Genomic DNA, 16,850 nt, shown 5'->3' on the forward strand with positions numbered 1-16,850 from the left:
GTCGTCGCCCTAGTCAGAGTCACATCGCCGGCGACAGGTCGCGCGAGAACCTACACCACGAGCGGGAAACCTCCGAGTCTGGGGAGAGGTGGTCGATGTCGACGAGGTCAGCACCCTGACTCTGCGACTGCCGGGGGGCCATATCCTGCTGCTCGAGACGATCGGAGAAGTGCCTCTCCATAGTGTTGGAGTGTTCGTATCGGTCCACCTGCAGCATGTGACGGCATATCCGACGAATATCTAGGTCAGGTCGTCGACGAGATCGACATCTGGCCCGATCGAGATCGGAATCTGATCGGAGTGACACCACGGTGACGACGAGCTACGACCAGTCAGCGCTGCGGAGCAGGCTGGAGGCACTGTCCCGGCGGCAGCGGGCGGCTTTCGCCGCCGCTTGTGCTGAGCTGCTCGCACCCGCCTGGGCTCACTACGGGCAACTCAGCGGGCTGGACGACGCGACCCTGGTGGCGGATGCGCTGGGTGAGTTGTGGTCGAGCTTGCAGGCGGGGGACAGAGACCTGGCCGCCCCGCTGGCCCTTCTCGAGGCTGGTATGCCTGACGAGGACGACGATCCTTGGTTCCTCGAGTCTGGGTACGCACAGAACGCCGCGTCGAGCACGGCCTACGCGATCCAGGCCTGGCTCGGAGGCGGCGTGCAGCAGGCGGAGTGGGCCGCGCGGCAAGTGTGGGAGGCAGCCGATCTGAGCGCTGAGAACCTGGGCCGGCTGCAGGCCTTTCGATCTCCGGCAGTCGGCGGCTCGGTTGCTGCGTCTGGCGATGTCGTGGCTACTGCTGTCCTGCTCATCGAGGAGCAGCTGGAAGCGGTCGCGGCCGCGGATCTTGACCCGCAGACGGTTCGACGTGCGGCCCGAGCGGCGGCAACGGCCTGGTGGCAGGGGACGTCCGGGTGACAGGCTGTGCCGAGGCCATGGCTGAGATCCAGGCGAACGCGACGAGGATGGCCCCAGTGACCTACTACCCCGACCCGACGCCCTACGCCTACAGCCAGAGTCCTGATGAGGACATGATCAACGTCGGTTGGCTCGGTCGCGGTCACGACCTGATGCGCGGATACCACGAGTGCGAGTTCTGCCCGCAGTCCGACGATCCGCCGATCCGCCGATCGAGCTTGCCTCCCCGGTCGAGGGAGGTCGGGTCTACCTGGGGATGTCCGAGATTCATCTGCAGGGTCTGGACGGACGCTTGTACAGCGCCCCGACGCTGGTCGTCCACTACATCCAGGCACACCAGTACCTTCCTCCGGACGAGTTCCTCGAAGCCCTACGTCGTTCCGCTCAGGTCGAGGGGTGAAGCCGGTCAGGTCGATGTGGCGCCGGTGACGGCGGCGAGAGCGGCAGTCAGCGGGTAGGGCCGTTCGACGGGCAGGGCCGTCCGCTCGGCCGGCGCGAGGGCGGCCAGCCGTCGCACTTCGGTGGTGATGTCCCGCAGGTCGACGACCCAGTCGTCGACGTACCGGGCGACGGTGCGGCCGCCGATGCCGATCTGCAGCGACCGCCAGGGCAACGGGTTGAGGGCGACGTCGCGCTCGCGATCCCACTGGATCCTCACCGGCGAGGTCTCCTTGCGTCGTTGCCAGGTCTCGTGGTCGGGGTAGACGGCTGGGTCGAAGTGGCTGAGGCAGGCGGCCGCAAGCGCTTCCTCGAAGCCCGAGCGGCTGATCCGGACGGCGAGGACGCGTTCCTGGCCGGGCTTGGTGGCCCAGCCCGAGCGGTACATCATCCACAGGAACGACGGCTTGATCCACGTCATCCGATCGCGGCTGAAGGGCGGGACGAAGCGCCGGCGGCGAGCGCCGCGTCAGCGATCGGGGCCGCGTAGGCCTGGTAGACCGTGATCGTGTCATCGTCGAAGTCGGCGCGGATCTGGCGTAGCGGAACGAACATGGTGACCCTCAGCCTAAGTCCGGCCGGCCGAGACCCGGCTCAGCTCAGCTCAGCTCAGCTCATTGCACCGGCACCGGCACCGGCGCCGGCGACCGCCACCTCGGGCGACGGGCTCATCGCCTGCAGGAACTCACATGTGCCGCCGGAGATGAGGTAGCCGCGGCCGGGCGTGACGGCCACGGGTGCCCGGCGGGGCAGGGTGACCCCGAGGAGGTCACCGTCGAAGTCGACGTTCGGTTGCAGGAGCACCCCGCAGCGGGACTTGCGGATCGTCTTGGTCCAGTGCGAGTAGAGGCTGCGCAGATCGTCCGACCGCCCGCCGGCGATCACCAGCAGGTCCGAGGTGCGGGACGACAGCAGGCCCGCGATGGCCTGGTCGGCGTCGTCGAACTGCTCGGCGTCGTCGATCAGCAGCACGAGCGGTCCGCGGTGGACCCGGGCCAACGCCAGCACGGCGGCCACCTGCTCCGCGCCGACTGCGCACTGGTCCAGCCCTGCCTCCGGCAACGGGGAGCGCCGGCCGCAGGCTCCCCAGACCGTGACGCCGGCGGCCCGCAACGACTCGGCCAGGGCCAGCAGCAACGTCGACTTGCCCGACCGGGCCGGACCCGAGACCAGCAGGTGCTCGCCCTCGTACACCTCGAGCACGCCGGGGCCGAGGTCGGACTCCCGGATCCCGACGGCTAGTCGCCACGGCTCGGCGCCGACCTCGGCGGACTGCCCCAGCTCGGCGACGGTGACCTCGGTCGGCAGCTGGCCGACTACCGGGGGCTTGCGGGCCACGTCGCCCCAGCGCCCGGTGACGTGCGCGACGGCCTCGACCAGGGTTCCGGATGGCGTGGCCACGTGGGCCTGCAGCTTGGTCTCGGCGAGCACGCAACGGCCAGGGATCGGCGGCGGTGCGAGCCGGCTCGGCACCCCGGCGGCGCTGTAGTCGTAGGCGTCGGCCAGCCGGAAGAGCCAGCGCTGGGTGGTGACCTCTTCCATGGCGGTGGGCACCACCTTGGACCGCGAGGTCGCGACGGCGACCCACATCGAGGCCTCGGGGCCGTCGGCGTAGACCCGGTAGAGGCCCTCCAGCAGCTTCAGGCCCTCGAAGTCGTCGTACTCGTCCCTGAGCACCCCGAGCCCGTCGACCAGGATGACGGTGCGGCGGTGCGGTCCGGCGGCCGAGCGTCGACGATCCAGCTCGGCACGGATGTGCTTGAGGAAACGCACCTGCTGCTCACGGGCGCCCGAACCCGAGCCGACGTAGGCCGCGGTGTGCGGCAGGTCGGCCAGCGGGGCGAGGTCGCGGGTACCGAGGTCCAGGATCAGCAGGTCCAGCTCGTCGGGGCCGAACTTCTCGGCGAGGGTCAGGGCCACGGTGGCCAACGTGGTGCTGGTGCCGCTGCCGGGGATGCCCAGCAGCATCAGGTTGCCCCGGTCGAGGTCCCAGCCCACCGGGATCTGGCGCTGCCGGACCGGCTCGTCGGCCAGCGCGAACTGCAGCACCGACCCGTGCAGCCCACCCACGGTCGGCAGGCCTTCGTCCTCGGCTTCGGAGGCGGTCGCCGCCAGCGCGACCCGGGTGCCCAACGGCTCCGGCCACACCGGCCGGGGCGGCGCGTAGCCCAGCTCGGCGTTCGCCTCGACGACGGCGTCGATTAGCATGTCCAGGTCGCTCGGCGCGTCCTCGTCTGGTTCGCCGTCCCCGCCGCCGGGCTGCTCGTCGCTGGCGAACCGGGTCGGGTGCACGTCGACGAGGTTGGACGTCTCGGCCTCGGCGCGGCCGGTGACCAGCGCGGTCTGGATCGGGGTGATGTCGTCCTGTCCGAGCTTGACGTAGGCGCGACCCCACTGGGTGCGGCCGATGGAGGCGGCCGCCGGCACCCCGATCACGTTCACCGAGTCGTCCCGGCTCTGCACCCGCAGGGCCACCCGCAGGTTGGTGTTGGCCAGGATGTCGTCGTTCACCACACCCGCCGGGCGCTGGGTGGCCAGGATCATGTGCACCCCGAGGGTACGGCCGACCGCGGCCACGCTGACCAGCGACTTGAGGACGTCGGGGTAGTCCTTGGCCAGCATCGCGAACTCGTCGACCACCAGCAGCAGCCGGGGCATCGGCTCGGCGGGGTTGGTGGCCAGGTAGGTGTCCAGGTTGTCGATGCCGTCGCCCGCCCGGGCGAAGACCTCCTGCCGGTACCGGAGCTCAGCCTCCAGCGCCGTCAGAGCCCGGTCGGCCAGCTGCTCGTCCAGGTTGCTCACCGTGCCGATGGTGTGCGGCAGCCGCTCGCAGGTCTTGAAGGCCGCGCCGCCCTTGAAGTCGATCAGGATGAAGGTGAGCCGGGTGGGGTCGCTGCGGGCGGCGAGCCCCGCGACCATCGAGCGGAGGAACTCGCTCTTGCCCGAGCCGGTCGTGCCGCCGACCAGGCCGTGCGGGCCGTCGCGGACCAGGTCGATCTCGAACACCCCGGTCTCGGTCATCCCCAGCGGCGTGGAAATCCGCGACGACGAGGACCAGCTCTGCCGGACCGAAGCCGCGCTGACCTCGTCGATCTCGAGCAGCGGGGGCAGTCTGACCAGGCTCGGCAGCGAACCGCCGGGCACCGACAGCTCGGGGTCGTCGAACCGGGCGAGGTCCGCGGCACACTGCTGCGCCGTCTCCACGCTGATCCCCGCCAGCACCACGTCGGGCACCTTGGCCCGCTCACCGGGCCGGGTCACCGTGCCGGCGGCGTCCCGGTCGACGTGGATCACCGTGGTGCAGGCGGCGGGCAGCTGTTCCTCCGTCGCCGCGATGACGATGCCCGAGACCTGGGTGGTGGGTCGTTCGGCCAGAGAGCTCCCGAGAGGCCGGCCGTGACCCAGCAGGCTGCGGGCCGGGGCGTCTCGTCCCTCGGTGAGCACGTCGGAGTCCAGCAGCAGCAGCACGGCCGGCGTCGGGTTGGCGTCGAGCCCGTCGCGCAGGGCACGCAGCATGGCCTCACTCCGGCCACGCTGGGTCGAGACCCACTGCCCGCCGGAGCCGTCGCCGAGCCGGCGGACGTGCGGCAGCCAACCAGTCCAGGACCAGTCGTCCTCTCGCCCCGGGTCGCAGCAGACGCCGACGGTCAGGTCCGCGGGTCCGCAGTGGGTGACGGCCTGGCAGAGCAGGTCGCGGGCGACGGCCAGGGCACCCTCCCGGTCCCCGACCACCCCGACGACCCCGGCACCGGTCAGCTCGACCTCGACCGGGGCGGCCGGCAGCACGGAGGAGTCGAGGACCTCCTGCACCGCGTCGTCCTGCCGCCGACCGACGGAGGAGTCCAGCTCCGGCCGCCAGGGCACGTTGCCCACGCCGGCGTGCAGGGTCAAGAAGTCGCGGGCGGCGGCGCGGCGCTGCCAGAGCCGGGTGGTGGGCAGCGCGGCCCGGCGGAGCGTGGCCGCCGGGTCGGGTGCCAGGTCCCGGCGCCGCTCCCGCTCGACCGCGGCAGCCTCGGCCACCTGGACCTGGAACTCCTCGAGCTCGGTGGCGAAGGTCGCGTCCGCCTCCCGCATGTCCTTGGTCCGGCGGCGCTTCTGCTCGAGCGTGGAGCCGATGCCCAGGACGGGGCTGAGCGCGGCCAGCAGGGCGAAGCGGGCATCCCCCATCACCAGCACCAGGACGCCGGCCATCAGCAGCGGGGCGATGATCGTGGCCAACCCGAAGCGGGTCGGCGGCGGCGGGGGTTTGCGCACCGGGGGGATGAGGGGCGTGGGTCCGGTCAGCTCACCGGGCCGGGGCGGCCGGTTGAACGGGGCGGTGGCAGCCCGGGTGAGGTTCTGCAGCGCTCCAGGGGCGGGCGCCAGCGCCTCGTCCGAGCCGCGCCACAAGGTGATGGCCGAGCCGCCGACGATCACGACGCTGGTGCCCTCCACGAGGACGCCGTCCTCACCGACCTCGAGCCCGTCGACCAGCGTGCCGTTCGTCGACCCGGCGTCGCGTACCCGCAGTCCGTCCTCGTCGTGCTCCACGGTCGCATGGCTCCAGGACACGCTGCCCGAATCGATCGCCAGGTCCGCCTGGGGCGAGCGTCCGATCACCAGCGGGCGTCCGTTGGGCACGGCGACGGTGTACCCGACGTCCAGCCCGGCCGAGATGGACGCCGCCCAGCCGTTGATGGGCTGCGGACGTTCGTGCGGGGACCGCGCCAACCGGCTGCCCTCGAGCAGACCGGCGCTGCTCACCAGGTCTCCCGCCTCGTGCCGCCGGCCGTCGACCCACAGGGTCTCCCCGGCGGGGACCGCGATGCCGCAGGCGTGCTCGACCAGGTCCGCCAGCGTGGCGTGGCCCGCCGCCTGGGCCAGCTCGACCTCGTGCCGCGGGCCGTCGACCTCGATCACCAGGCGCACGGGTGTCTCCTCGTCCCCGACGAGGAGACAGCGGCCGCGTCGGGCTGCATCACGTCGGTGCTCATCACGTCGGTGCTCATCACGTCGGCACTCATCACATCGGCACTCATCACGTCGGCACTGGGAACCAGTAGAGCGTCGGCTTGTCGGCTGCTGTGGTCGGCCGCAGCCCAGGGGACTGGTCGGTGGAGCCGAGGGCGACCACCGCGTCGTCGGCCACCGCCACCGGGGTACCGAAGGCCAGCGTAGGGCCAGCGATCCCGTCGGCTGCCCCGAGGGTCAGACCCGAAAGCGCTGCCGCCACGGCCGCGGGATCGGTGCTGTGCGCGGCGGCGGCGGCGCGCACCAGCGCGACCACCGCGTCGTGGCTCCGGACGTCGGCCACGCCCGCTACCGCAGTGAACGGCCGCTCACCGGAGAAGTCCTTCGTGGTCGGGTCGGCTGCGGTCAGCTGCAGAGCCGAGAAGTACGCCGCCAGGGAACGGCCGCGGGCCGAGGGCTGCAGGGCGGTGGAGTCACCCTCGTCGAGGCCGGTCGAGAGCAGCGGGTCCGACAGCGAGCCGTCGGCCTCGTGGAGGGTCGCCGGGAACGTCGGGCTCAGGGCCTCGGGAGTGAGCGCGAGCGGGACGTCGAGCCGAGCTCCCCGCAGCGCCCGGACCATGATGGCCTGCAGCTCGGCCGGTCCGGAGACGACGACGGAGTCGAACGCCTTGGGTTGGGCGGCCAGCCGACGCCGCAGGGCGTCGGCGATCGCGGTGGGGTCCGACCCCGCCCGGAAGATGCGGGTGCCGATCGGGTCCAGCCCGGTTACCGACCCGCCGCCGGCGTTGACCAGGAACGGCTTCGTCGCCCCGCGCTTGGCCAGGACCTGGACCAGCCGGGCGTCCGTGGTCTTGGCGTCGGGTCCGGTGAGCCAGCTGTGGTCGGGCAGAGTGGCGGCGGAGTCGGCGTAGGGCAGCAGCACCGGCACGCCGCGTGCGCTTGCCTCGGCCAGCCCGGCCGCCTGATGTTTCCCGGTACTGGCCAGCACGATGCCGGCGACGCCGCGGTCGAGCAGGGTCTGTACGGCCGTGGTCGCGCCCTGGGCCGTCCCCTTGTCGTTGAGCACGGTGAGGTCGACCTGGCTGCCGCCCAGGACGAAGCGGCGGACGGCGACCTCGGCTCCCTCGGCGGCGTCCCGCCACTCCGCACCCTCGCCCGGCGGCGCGGACAGGCTGACCACCACCCCGATCGTGAGCGGGGCCGGGAGGTCGGCGCTGAGGGCGACCGTGTCGGCCGGCGCGGGGGACGGCGGCGGGGCGGCCTGGTCGTCGTTGTCGCGGCAGCCCGGCAGCCCGACCAGGAGCAGCCCCGCCGCGAGGACGGTCAGGCTCCGCCGCCATCCCCTCATCGGGTGCCGGTGAGGTGGAACACGTAGACCGTGCGGTGCTGGACCGTCGTCGGCAGCGGGAGCTCGAAGGCCGGCAGGTCGGCCTGACGCTGCAGCGCCGCCTGGGCCTGGGCCTGGCGCAGCTGGACCGCTGCGACGTCGCGGGAGCGGACACTGGCGTAGGCGCTGGTCTTGTCCGAGGCGAGGCCCAGCTGGGAGTCCGCCGAGCCGGCCGCCTTCGCGCTGGTGGCCAGCGTGCCGAGCACGCCGGAGCCCTTCACCTTCGGGTTGCCGAGGTCGAGCAGGACGTTGCTGAGGTCGTTCGTCAGCAGGGTGCGGGTCGCGTCGAGGTCCCGGGTGGCTCCGCTGACGTCGGCGGACACCTGGGTGAGCGCCGACTTCGTGCTCTCGGTCAGGCTGCTCTCGGCCTCGGCCTGTGTCGTGGCCAGCGCGCGCCGCTGCTTGTCGACGGTGCTCTTGCCGTCGGTCCGGGCGGAGTCGGCTGCCGTCGACAGCCCGGCGGCCGAGCGGTCGAACATCTCGCCGACCTGGGCGCTGTCGTCCTCGCTCTTCTTGACGACCTGCGGGATCTCGGCCTCGAGGCTCGCCTTCGTCCCGGCCTTCGCGTCCTCCCCCGCCTTCGTCAGCGCCGCGTCGACCGAGGCCTTGACGTCGTCGTAGTTCGTCTGCACGCCACCGACGCCGGTCGCGACCTTCTCCAGGCCCTGCTGGGCGTCGTCGATGCTGGTCTGCAGCGTCGCAACCTTGGTCCGCAGCGACCTGTCACCGGTGGTGAGGGCGTCGACGACCGTGCCGAGCTCTCTGCTCACCGTCTCCAGCTCGGTCCCCAGGTCGGCCAGCGACTTGCCGGCGCCGTGCTCGTCGTCCGCGGTGTCGGTCGCCGCGGCGATCTGGTCCAGCGTGCTGGCCTGGTCGGCCAGCCGCGCGTCCATGGCCGCGCCGTACTGCACCGGCGGCACCAGCGGGACCGTCACGCCGTCCTCGTCAGGACAGGAGCGGGAGGCCAGGTAGGAACGGAGCTGCTCGACCTTGACCGCGCTCAGCGTCCCGGGCTGGATCCCGTCACCCACGAGGGCGCACAGCTGGGTGGCGAGGTCGGTGTTCTGGGTGCTCATCGAGCTGACCTTGGCCCGGCTGGCCACCGCCTTGGTGTGCACGTCGTCGACGGCCTCGACCAGGGTGGACAACGCGGTGCGCGAGGCGTCCAGGTGGTCGTCGACCCGTCCCAGGGTCTCCAGGCTGGTCGGGACGGGGTCGTCGCTGAGCAGGGCGTCAGTGTTGTCGGCCACGGTCTTCAGCTGGGTCGCGAGGTCCTGGACCGACGTGCTGACCGGGTCGAGCTGGTCGCCGCCCAAGACGTCGAGCGCCTTCCTGCTGTCGTCCACGAACGTGTCGGCGATGCCGGCGAAGGTCGTCTCGGCCCCGTACAGCGCGCAGGTGACCGAGGACTCGGCCGGGTCCGCACAGATCTCCGTCGTGGGTTCCGCCGGGCCGATGCTGGCCCGGATGGTCCGCTGCAGCTCGACCTTGCAGGCCTTGGTGGCGCCCGCGTACCCGTCCAGCTGGCTCGAGACCTGGAGCAGGCTGGCGTACACGCTGGCACTGGCGGCCGGCTTCGCCACCTCCTGCGCGCAGCCGGTCCCCTTGACCTTCGCCGGGGTCGGCCTGGCTGAGGTGTCACCGAGCAGCTGGTCCAGCTGGGCGACGGTGTCAGACATCCGGGACAGGGTGGTCGAGTTGGCGGCCGTGACCGAGGACTTCAGCTCCGAGTCCAGCGACTTCAGGTTCTCCCGCGAGGTCTTGACCGACGTGGTCACGTTCTCGGTGCTGGTCTTCAGGGAGCTGAGCGTCTTGGTGCCCAACGTCTTCGACGTGGTGTCGAGGGTCTTGCGCACCGTGGCGATGGTATCGCCGGCCTCGTCCAGGACGCCGTTGACGTCCCCGACCAGCTTCAGCGTGCGGGCCTGGAGCGCGACCTCGTCGGCGCTGGCGGGGTCGAACGCCGCGTCGACCAGCGCGCCCACGGACGGGTCGGTGACCAGCCCGGGCTGGACGGTGAGGTCGAGCCGGGGGAGCGAGAAGTTCTTGGCGTCCACCACCAGGCGCAGGTCGGCGCTGGCGGCCAGCTGCGGCGGGGCGAGGATGGTGGCCCACTGCACCTGGGTGGTGTCGTCGGCGGACCGGCTGAGCACGCCGTTCGTGGTCTCGCCGTCCTCGGACCCGTCCGTGGTCGCGGTGACCACCGCCGCAGGGCTGGTGCCCGGCAGCGCCGCGGAGGCCACGACCGTCAGCGGCGCACCCACCATGGCGGTGCTGGTCCTGGACTTGCCGGCCACGTCGTAGCGGAGTCGCTGGGCCTTCACCGTCAGGTTCTGCACGGTGACGTCGATCGTCACCTTGCCCGTGTAGCCGGTCAGGTCACCGAGGTTGGTACCGGCGCTGGTCTCGGTGCGGTAGCTGGTGAGGACACGGACCGGCAGGTCGTCGACGACCTGGTTGGGGTCGTGCGTGGTGGTCTCGGTGTCGGTGCCGCCGCCCACCGCGCGGGCGATCACGACCGTGGAGCTGACCCCGGTGAGCGACCCGTCGTTCTGTACCGCGACGTCGACCGACTGCAGCAGGCGGTCGCCCTGGGCCGGGTCAGCCATCTCCGGGGGCAGGGGCTGAGGCGTGCCGGGAGCGCGCAGCAGTCCGAACAGGAGAGCGAACACGGCCACTCCAGCCACTCCGATCACCAGCACCAGCCGATGCTGTCGGACCAGATTGACCAGACGAGCCACGAGTACATCCATCCTTGTCGAAACCGAGCCGGACGGCCCGTTGCGCGAGCAATCGTAGGTTGCGCAGGGGTTCTTCGAGGACGAGTCGAGTTATAGGGACAACACTGTGGCCTAAAGAACAACACTCAGAAAGGTCAGCAACCGCGCGTTCAGCAGCCTGCGGGACTCCGCGCGGCGGTACTCATGGCCCTCCCCGTCCAGCTGCAGGTACTCCACCGGACGGCCGAGTGCGGTCAGCGCCGCCACGATCTGGGTCGCCTCCCCGAGGGGGACGTTGGTGTCCAGCTCGCCGTGCACCACCAGCAGGGGGACGGTGATGTTGGCAGCCGCGTGCAGCGGCGAGATGGCCCGCAGCAGCATGTAGTCGCGCTCGGGGTCGCCGTACTTGCTCACTGCGGCCGCGGCGATCCAGGGCTCGGTGTCGCGGTAGAAGGTGTGCAGGTCCGACATGCCGCAGATGTCCACGCCGGCGGCGAAGATGCCGGGGGAGAAGGCGAGCATGGCCAGGGTCAGGTAGCCCCCGTAGGAGCGGCCCGTCACCGCGATCCGGTCGACCGGGGCCACCCCGGTCGCCAGCAGGTGGTCCCGGCAGGCGAGCACGTCGTCGAAGGCGTCGCGGCGGCCGTGCAGGTCGTCGGCGTGCACGAAGCTGCGGCCGAAACCGGACGAGCCGCGGATGTTCGGCGCGAACACCGCGATGCCGGCAGCGGCGAGCACCTGGTGCTGGGGGTTGAAGGTCGGCCGCTCCTGCGCCTCCGGACCACCGTGCAGGCTGAGGATGGCCGGCCCCGGCCCGACCTGGCCGGACGCCCGGTAGAGCCAGCCGGTCAGCGGTAGCCCGTCGCGGCCCGTGAAGGTCTCCAGGGTCGGCCGGACCAGCACGGTCTCCGGCAGTGGCGGGGCGTTGGTGACGCGAGTCCAGGCCAGGGTCGTGGTGTCCAGGCTCCACAGCTCCCGGGGCCGCTCAGGACCCTCGACGCTCATCACGGCCGTGCTGCCGTCCCGGCTGAGCAGGGCTCCGGTGACCACCTGGCCGGGCACGTCCGGCACCGGCCGCGAGGACAGCGTCCCGGTGTCGAGCAGCTGCAGCTCGCTGGCGCCTGACACGTTCCAGACCAGCAAGAGCAGGCGGCCGAAGTCGTCCGCGTCCAGGCCCTCGAGCTCGGCGTCGTCGCGGGCGGCCAGCACGCCGGCCCGGCCGCGCCAGCCCTGCGGACCGAGCGGGACGGCGACGACCTGGCGGCGGGGCAGCCCGGCATCGGTGGAGACGTAGGCGATCAGGTCCTCCCCCCGAGCTTCGCGAGGACCGTCGGGCGCAGCGGCGTCGGGGGCCGGCCTGATGATCGCCCGGTCCGTCGAGCCGAGGGCCGGGTAGGGCAGCAAGGGGTAGTCGGCGTCGGCCACCCGGTCCACGACCACGCAGAACTGCTTGCCGCGCTGACCGTCCTTGACGATGACGAAGTCCTCGTCGGCGCTCAGGTCGAGGACGCTGATCAGCTCGCCGGTGGCCAGCTCGGTGAGCGCCCCGGTGGCCGGGTCGGCGAGGTGGCAGACGGTCGGTCCGCCCGCCTGCTCGGCCGGCAGCGTGACCACCACCCGGTGCCCGCTGCGCGTCCAGGGCCCCAGCTCGGCGTGCTGCTCACGGGAGCCGGCGACGCAGCGCGCTCCGCTGCCGTCCGGCCGGACGACCCACACCTGGGTCCGCACCCCGCCGTCGGTGGCGACACAACAGGCGAGCCAGGCACCGTCGGCGGACCAGTTGACCGAGATCACCGGGTCCTCGGACAGCTCGATCATCGTCGGCGCGGCCGGCTCGCTGCCCGGCGGCAGCTCGTCCACCCAGACCCGGGGCACCCCGCTGCGGTCGCTGACGAAAGCGATCCGGTGGCAGTCCGGGGTCAGGGTGGGTCCCCAGCTGCCCCATGCGTCGACGAGGGAGTCGGAGAGTGCCATGGCGTCCCACACCGGGTGTTCGCCGCTCATCCCTACCCCCGCTGAGTCAGCTGGTCCCTCCGCCAGCCGGCGCTCCTTCATGCGGCACCTCTTTCACCCGGCACCAGCGTCAGCCCACATCGTGGTGCTGCAGCCACATCTCGAGCAGGGCCAGCTGCCACAGCGCGTTCGAGCCGAGGGTGGTCCGGGTTCGGTTCGGGTCGGCGAGCAGCGCGTCCACGGTGCGGGCGTCGAAGAGCCCGCGCTCCTTGGCCCGGGGGTCGGTCAGGGCGTCGCGCACCCGGTCAAGGTAAGGCCCTTCCAGCTGCCGGATGGCCGGCACGGGGAAGTAGCCCTTGGTGCGGTCGATCACCTCGTCCGGCACGACGCCGCGGCTCGCCCGCTTCAGCACGCCTTTGCCGCCGTCGGCCAGCTTGAGCTCGGGCGGGATGCGGCCCGCGAGCTCGACCAGCTCGTGGTCGAGGAAGGGCACCCGGGCCTCCAGGCCCCACGCCATCGTCATGTTGTCGACCCGCTTCACCGGATCGTCCACCAGCATCACGGTGGTGTCGTTGCGCAGGGCAGCGTCGACCGCGGTCTCCGCGCCCGGGCGGCCGAACCCCTCGGTGATGAAGGCGGTCGGGGCGTCGGAGTCGAGCAGCCACTCCCGGTTCAGCACCGACCCCATCGCGGCCCAACGCCGGTCGAAGAAGACCGAGGAGTAGGCCTCGACGGCCCCCTCGCGCGGCACATCGGCCAGCGGCGGGTACCAGTCGTAGCCGCCCAGCACCTCATCGGCCCCCTGGCCGGACTGGACGACCTTGACGCTCTTGGCGACGTCCTCGCTGAGCAGGTAGAAGGCCACGCAGTCGTGGCTGACCATCGGCTCGCTCATCGCCTCGACGCATCTGTCGAGGCCGGGCAGCAGCCGCGAGCTGTCGATCTTGATCCGATGGTGGTCGGTGCCGAAGCGCTGCGCCACCAGGGTGGAGTACTCGAACTCGTCCCCGGACTCCCCGCCCGCGGAGTCGAAGCCGATGCTGAACGTCTTGAGGTCGGTCTGGCCCGCCTCGGCCAGCAGCGCCACGACGAGGGAGGAGTCGATACCGCCCGAGAGCAGCACCCCGACCGGCACGTCGGCCACCATCCGCCGGTCGACGGCGACCCGGAGGCTCTCGAGCAGCGCCTCCTCCCACTCCCGCGAGGTCCACATCGCACGGTCGGGGTCGCGGCTGAAGTCGGGAGACCAGTAGACCCGGTCGACGAAGGTGCCGTCCGGCTCGACCACCCGGACCGTCGCCGGCGGCAGCTTCTTGACCCCGTTCAGGATCGTCCGCGGCGCCGGGACCACGCTGTGGAAGCTCAGGTAGTGGGCCAGCGCCGTCGTGTCGATCGAGGTGTCGGTGCCACCGCCGGCCAGGAGCGCAGGCAGGGTGGAGGCGAACCGCAGCCGGTCGGGCGTCTGGTCCAGGTAGAGCGGCTTGATGCCCAGCCGGTCGCGGCCCAGCACCAGCCGGCCGCTGCGGTGCTCATAGATCGCGAACGCGAACATGCCGAGGAAGTGGTCGACACAGTCCAGGCCCCACTCGGCGTAGCCCTTGGCGATGACCTCGGTGTCGGAGGTGGAGAAGAAGTGGTGGCCGTGACCCTCGAGCTCGGCTCTGAGCTGCTGGTAGTTGTAGATACAGCCGTTGAACACCAGCGTCAGCCCGAGCGCCGGGTCGACCATCGGCTGCGACCCCGCGACGCTGAGGTCGATGATCGAGAGCCGGCGGTGGGCCAACGCGACCGGCCCGTGAGCCCAGATGCCGTCGCCGTCGGGCCCGCGGTGCTGCAGGCAGCCGCCGATCCGCGAGCAGGCAGCGACGTCGGCGCTACGGCCGTCGAACCGGATCTCACCCGCGAGCCCGCACATCATGTACTCCCGTCGTTGGCGTCCGCCACGGCATCGGCGGACGCGATGATCCAGGTGTCCTTGGCGCCACCGCCCCGGGAGGAGTTGACCACCAGACTGCCCTCCGGCGCCATCCGGGTGAGGGCGAGACCGGCGAGCCGGCAGTCGTCCGGGCCGGTGCCGGTGACGTAGACAAAGGCGCGCAGGTCGACGTGCCGCGGTTCGAGCAGACCGTTGTCCAGGGTCGGGTGGGACGAAAGCGCCACGACCTCCTGGGCCACCCAGCCGGCCGGGTTGGCCGCGATCTCGGCCCGCCGCTCGGCCACCGCTGACGCGGCGGCGTCGGGCCCGATCAGCACACCGAGGCCGCCGTGACCGTCCACCGGCTTGGTCACCAGCTCCCCGACCCGGTCGAGGACGATTCGGTACTCGGCCTCGTCGCTGGTCCGGTAGGTCGGGACCGACTCCAGCGTCGGGTGCTCGCCGAGGTAGTAGGCGATCAGCTCGGGAACGTAGCAGTACATCGCCTTGTCGTCGGCGACCCCGTTGCCCGGGGCGTTGGCGAGCCGGACGCCGCCCGCCGCCGCGACCTCGAAGACTTCGGCCCCGACCGGACGCCCGGCGGCGTCAACCAGGTCGACGAGCTCGACGTCGAGCCGCAGGTAGATCCCGACGATCGGGGTTCCGGTGGAGCGCTGACGGACCTCGCCGGCCACCACCTCCAGGTCGTCGGCGACGCACAGCAGCAGGTCCGCCCGCTCGGCGAGCAGCCGGTGCTCGAACCAGGCCGAGCTGGCTGGGCCGCTGGAGAGCAGGGCCGGCGTCCCGGTCGGGTCGAGGCCGGCGAGCAGACAGGCGCGCAGCTCGGCCATCGCCGGGGCCGGGTCGACCAGTCTCTCGGGCCGCGGCAGGTCGGGCAGGACGACGTCCATCAGGTCGCGGATGGCCAGCGCGTAGGCGGCGCCGCTGGGGTTGCGCAGGTTGTCCTCCAGCACCCGCCAGCCGCCGAACTCGTTGCGCACCAGGTCGAAGCCCATGATCGGCGCTCGAACCGTACGGGCCGGCAGCCGCCGCGCCTCGGGCCGCCAGCCGGGCGACCCCTCGACCAGCTCGCGGGTGAGCACGCCGTCGGCCAGCAGCTCCTGCTCGCCGTACACGTCCTGCAGGAACGACTCGATCGCCCGGGCCCGTTGGCCCAGGCCCGCCGCGAGCGCCTGCCACTCGTGCGGGTTGATCACCCGCGGCACCAGGTCGACCTCGAAACGCCGTTGCTCTCCGGCGACGCCGAAGGTCAGTCCCGCCTCGTCGACCCAGTCGTCGCGGCGCCGGCCGCGTTCCGCGAGCTCGCTGTGGTCGAGGGCGCGGTAGTAGTCGATCAGCTCGCGGTAGGCCACCCGGGGTCGCAGGCCCGGGCCCACGGCCTCGTCCCCGGCCCGAGCCCGGTAGCGCCGCAGCGCGGCGACCGCCGGTTCGGGGCCGCCGGAGGGTCCGTGCGTCTCGGCGACCACCATCGCCACCACGTCGCTGAGCCGACCGCGCTCGGCGAAGGCGGCGCGCTGCCGGTCGGCGCTGTTGCCCCGGGCCAGCACGGTCTCGGCGAGCTCGCGCACCTCGTCCCAGTCAGCCAGCTCCTCCAGCTGCGGGCGGAGCCGGTCGACCAGGGCGCGGACGACGAGCCGGGCGGGGTGCGGCTTGGGGTGCCGTAGGTGGTCGAGCAGCTCACCGCTCAGCCCGGCGCGGGCGGCCCGCCAGACCGAGGCCCGGTGCAGGGGAGCCGAGACGGGCACGAACGGCCGACAGTTGGCGATATCGACCTCAGCCGCCCGGACCGCGGCCCGGAAGAGCCCGGCGATCAGGATCGCGTCGTCCACGATCGGGGTCGCGTCGCAGACCCGCAGCTCCAGCGTCGGCGCGTGCGAGGAGGGCCGGACGTCGAAGTAGGCCATCTTCGCGTCGGCGATCACCCCGCTGGTGATCAGGTCCTCCAGCAGGTCGTCGTACTCGGCGGAGGAGTGCAGCGGGCCGGTCGCGCCGGCGCTCGGCCAGCGCTGCCAGATGATCGAGCGGATGCTGGAGTAGCCGGTGTCCTGCTCGTTCCAGTACGGGGAGCTGGCCGAGAGCGCCAGCAGCACAGGCAGGTCCGGCGCCAGCCGCTGCATGATCTGGACGGCGAGGTCGCGGTTGCTCACCCCCACGTGGATCTGCAGCCCGCAGATCAGCTGCTCGTCGACAAGCATCCGGTACTGCTCCTGCATCCGGCCGTAGCGGCCGGTGGTGGTCAGCTCGAAGTCGGCGAACGCGGCCGTCGGCGCGGTGCCCACCGCGGCGATCCCGATGTTGTCCTCGGCGGCTACCTCCACCAGGCCCGACCGTAGCCGGATCAGCTCGGCCCGCAGACCGGCGAGGGAGTCGACCACCTCGGTGTTGGTCTCGACCGTCGTGCGTTGGATCTCGGCCGAGTAGTTCTCCTTCGGCAGCCGGCTCAACAGCTGCGGCGCCCGCGCCGACAGCTTCCAGCTGTCCAGGTCGATCAGATGCAGCTCTTCCTCGGCACCCAGCGTCAGTTCGGCACTCATCTCGCCGCAATCTAGCGAGAC

At 71.9% G+C, this 16,850-nt stretch carries 9 protein-coding genes and 1 pseudogene; 2 read left to right on the plus strand and 8 right to left on the minus strand.

The features are described 5' to 3' along the window. The first annotated feature begins 311 nt into the window (after positions 1-311). Entirely contained in the window at positions 312-911 is a 600-nt protein-coding gene (locus tag ACFE76_RS10555; RefSeq protein WP_375431713.1) for a DUF416 family protein, read from the plus strand. Positions 912-1,167: 256 nt separating this feature from the next. Further along, on the plus strand, positions 1,168-1,311 hold the full coding sequence (locus ACFE76_RS10560) for a hypothetical protein (protein WP_375431714.1): 144 nt from the start codon (positions 1,168-1,170) through the stop codon (positions 1,309-1,311). A gap of 6 nt (positions 1,312-1,317) precedes the next feature. On the opposite strand, the pseudogene ACFE76_RS10565 reads toward ACFE76_RS10560, so the two are convergent. The 8 genes and pseudogenes from ACFE76_RS10565 to ACFE76_RS10600 all read right to left on the minus strand — a co-directional run bounded on the left by ACFE76_RS10565 (position 1,318) and on the right by ACFE76_RS10600 (position 16,829). Beyond that, positions 1,318-1,904 (minus strand): annotated as a pseudogene (locus tag ACFE76_RS10565) (DUF4291 domain-containing protein). A 54-nt stretch (positions 1,905-1,958) separates the two neighbouring features. Then, positions 1,959-6,257, minus strand: a complete 4,299-nt coding sequence (locus ACFE76_RS10570) for an FtsK/SpoIIIE domain-containing protein (RefSeq protein WP_375431715.1) — start codon at positions 6,255-6,257, stop codon at positions 1,959-1,961. Further along, entirely contained in the window at positions 6,245-6,370 is a 126-nt protein-coding gene (locus ACFE76_RS10575; protein ID WP_375431716.1) for a hypothetical protein, read from the minus strand. Before ACFE76_RS10575 ends, ACFE76_RS10570 begins: the two co-directional genes overlap by 13 nt. Beyond that, positions 6,367-7,647 carry an ABC transporter substrate-binding protein gene (locus ACFE76_RS10580; RefSeq protein ID WP_375431717.1) on the minus strand — a complete coding sequence of 427 codons (1,281 nt, stop codon included), beginning with the start codon at positions 7,645-7,647 and terminating at the stop codon, positions 6,367-6,369. Before ACFE76_RS10580 ends, ACFE76_RS10575 begins: the two co-directional genes overlap by 4 nt. Further along, a complete protein-coding gene (locus ACFE76_RS10585) occupies positions 7,644-10,388 on the minus strand; it encodes a hypothetical protein (protein WP_375431718.1) in 2,745 nt (914 codons plus the stop codon). Before ACFE76_RS10585 ends, ACFE76_RS10580 begins: the two co-directional genes overlap by 4 nt. A gap of 150 nt (positions 10,389-10,538) precedes the next feature. Then, the gene (locus ACFE76_RS10590; protein WP_375431719.1) at positions 10,539-12,410 is read right to left on the minus strand and encodes a S9 family peptidase; all 1,872 of its coding nucleotides are present in this window, start codon (positions 12,408-12,410) and stop codon (positions 10,539-10,541) included. Between the two features lie 79 nt (positions 12,411-12,489). Continuing rightward, positions 12,490-14,274: an N-acetylglutaminylglutamine amidotransferase gene (locus ACFE76_RS10595; protein ID WP_375431720.1), complete on the minus strand. Its 1,785-nt coding sequence runs from the start codon at positions 14,272-14,274 to the stop codon at positions 12,490-12,492. Further along, positions 14,274-16,829: a glutamate--cysteine ligase gene (locus tag ACFE76_RS10600; protein ID WP_375431721.1), complete on the minus strand. Its 2,556-nt coding sequence runs from the start codon at positions 16,827-16,829 to the stop codon at positions 14,274-14,276. Before ACFE76_RS10600 ends, ACFE76_RS10595 begins: the two co-directional genes overlap by 1 nt. Positions 16,830-16,850: the final 21 nt, after the last annotated feature.

This window comes from uncultured Friedmanniella sp. (assembly GCF_964244005.1).
GTDB lineage: Bacteria > Actinomycetota > Actinomycetes > Propionibacteriales > Propionibacteriaceae > Microlunatus.

Coding starts and splice junctions, on each gene's coding strand:
- ACFE76_RS10560 (WP_375431714.1), top strand. CDS start 1,168: ATGTCCGAGATTCATCTGCAGGGTCTGGACGGACGCTTGTACAGCGCC.
- ACFE76_RS10580 (WP_375431717.1), bottom strand. CDS start 7,647: ATGAGGGGATGGCGGCGGAGCCTGACCGTCCTCGCGGCGGGGCTGCTC.
- ACFE76_RS10590 (WP_375431719.1), bottom strand. CDS start 12,410: ATGAGCGGCGAACACCCGGTGTGGGACGCCATGGCACTCTCCGACTCC.
- ACFE76_RS10595 (WP_375431720.1), bottom strand. CDS start 14,274: ATGTGCGGGCTCGCGGGTGAGATCCGGTTCGACGGCCGTAGCGCCGAC.
- ACFE76_RS10600 (WP_375431721.1), bottom strand. CDS start 16,829: ATGAGTGCCGAACTGACGCTGGGTGCCGAGGAAGAGCTGCATCTGATC.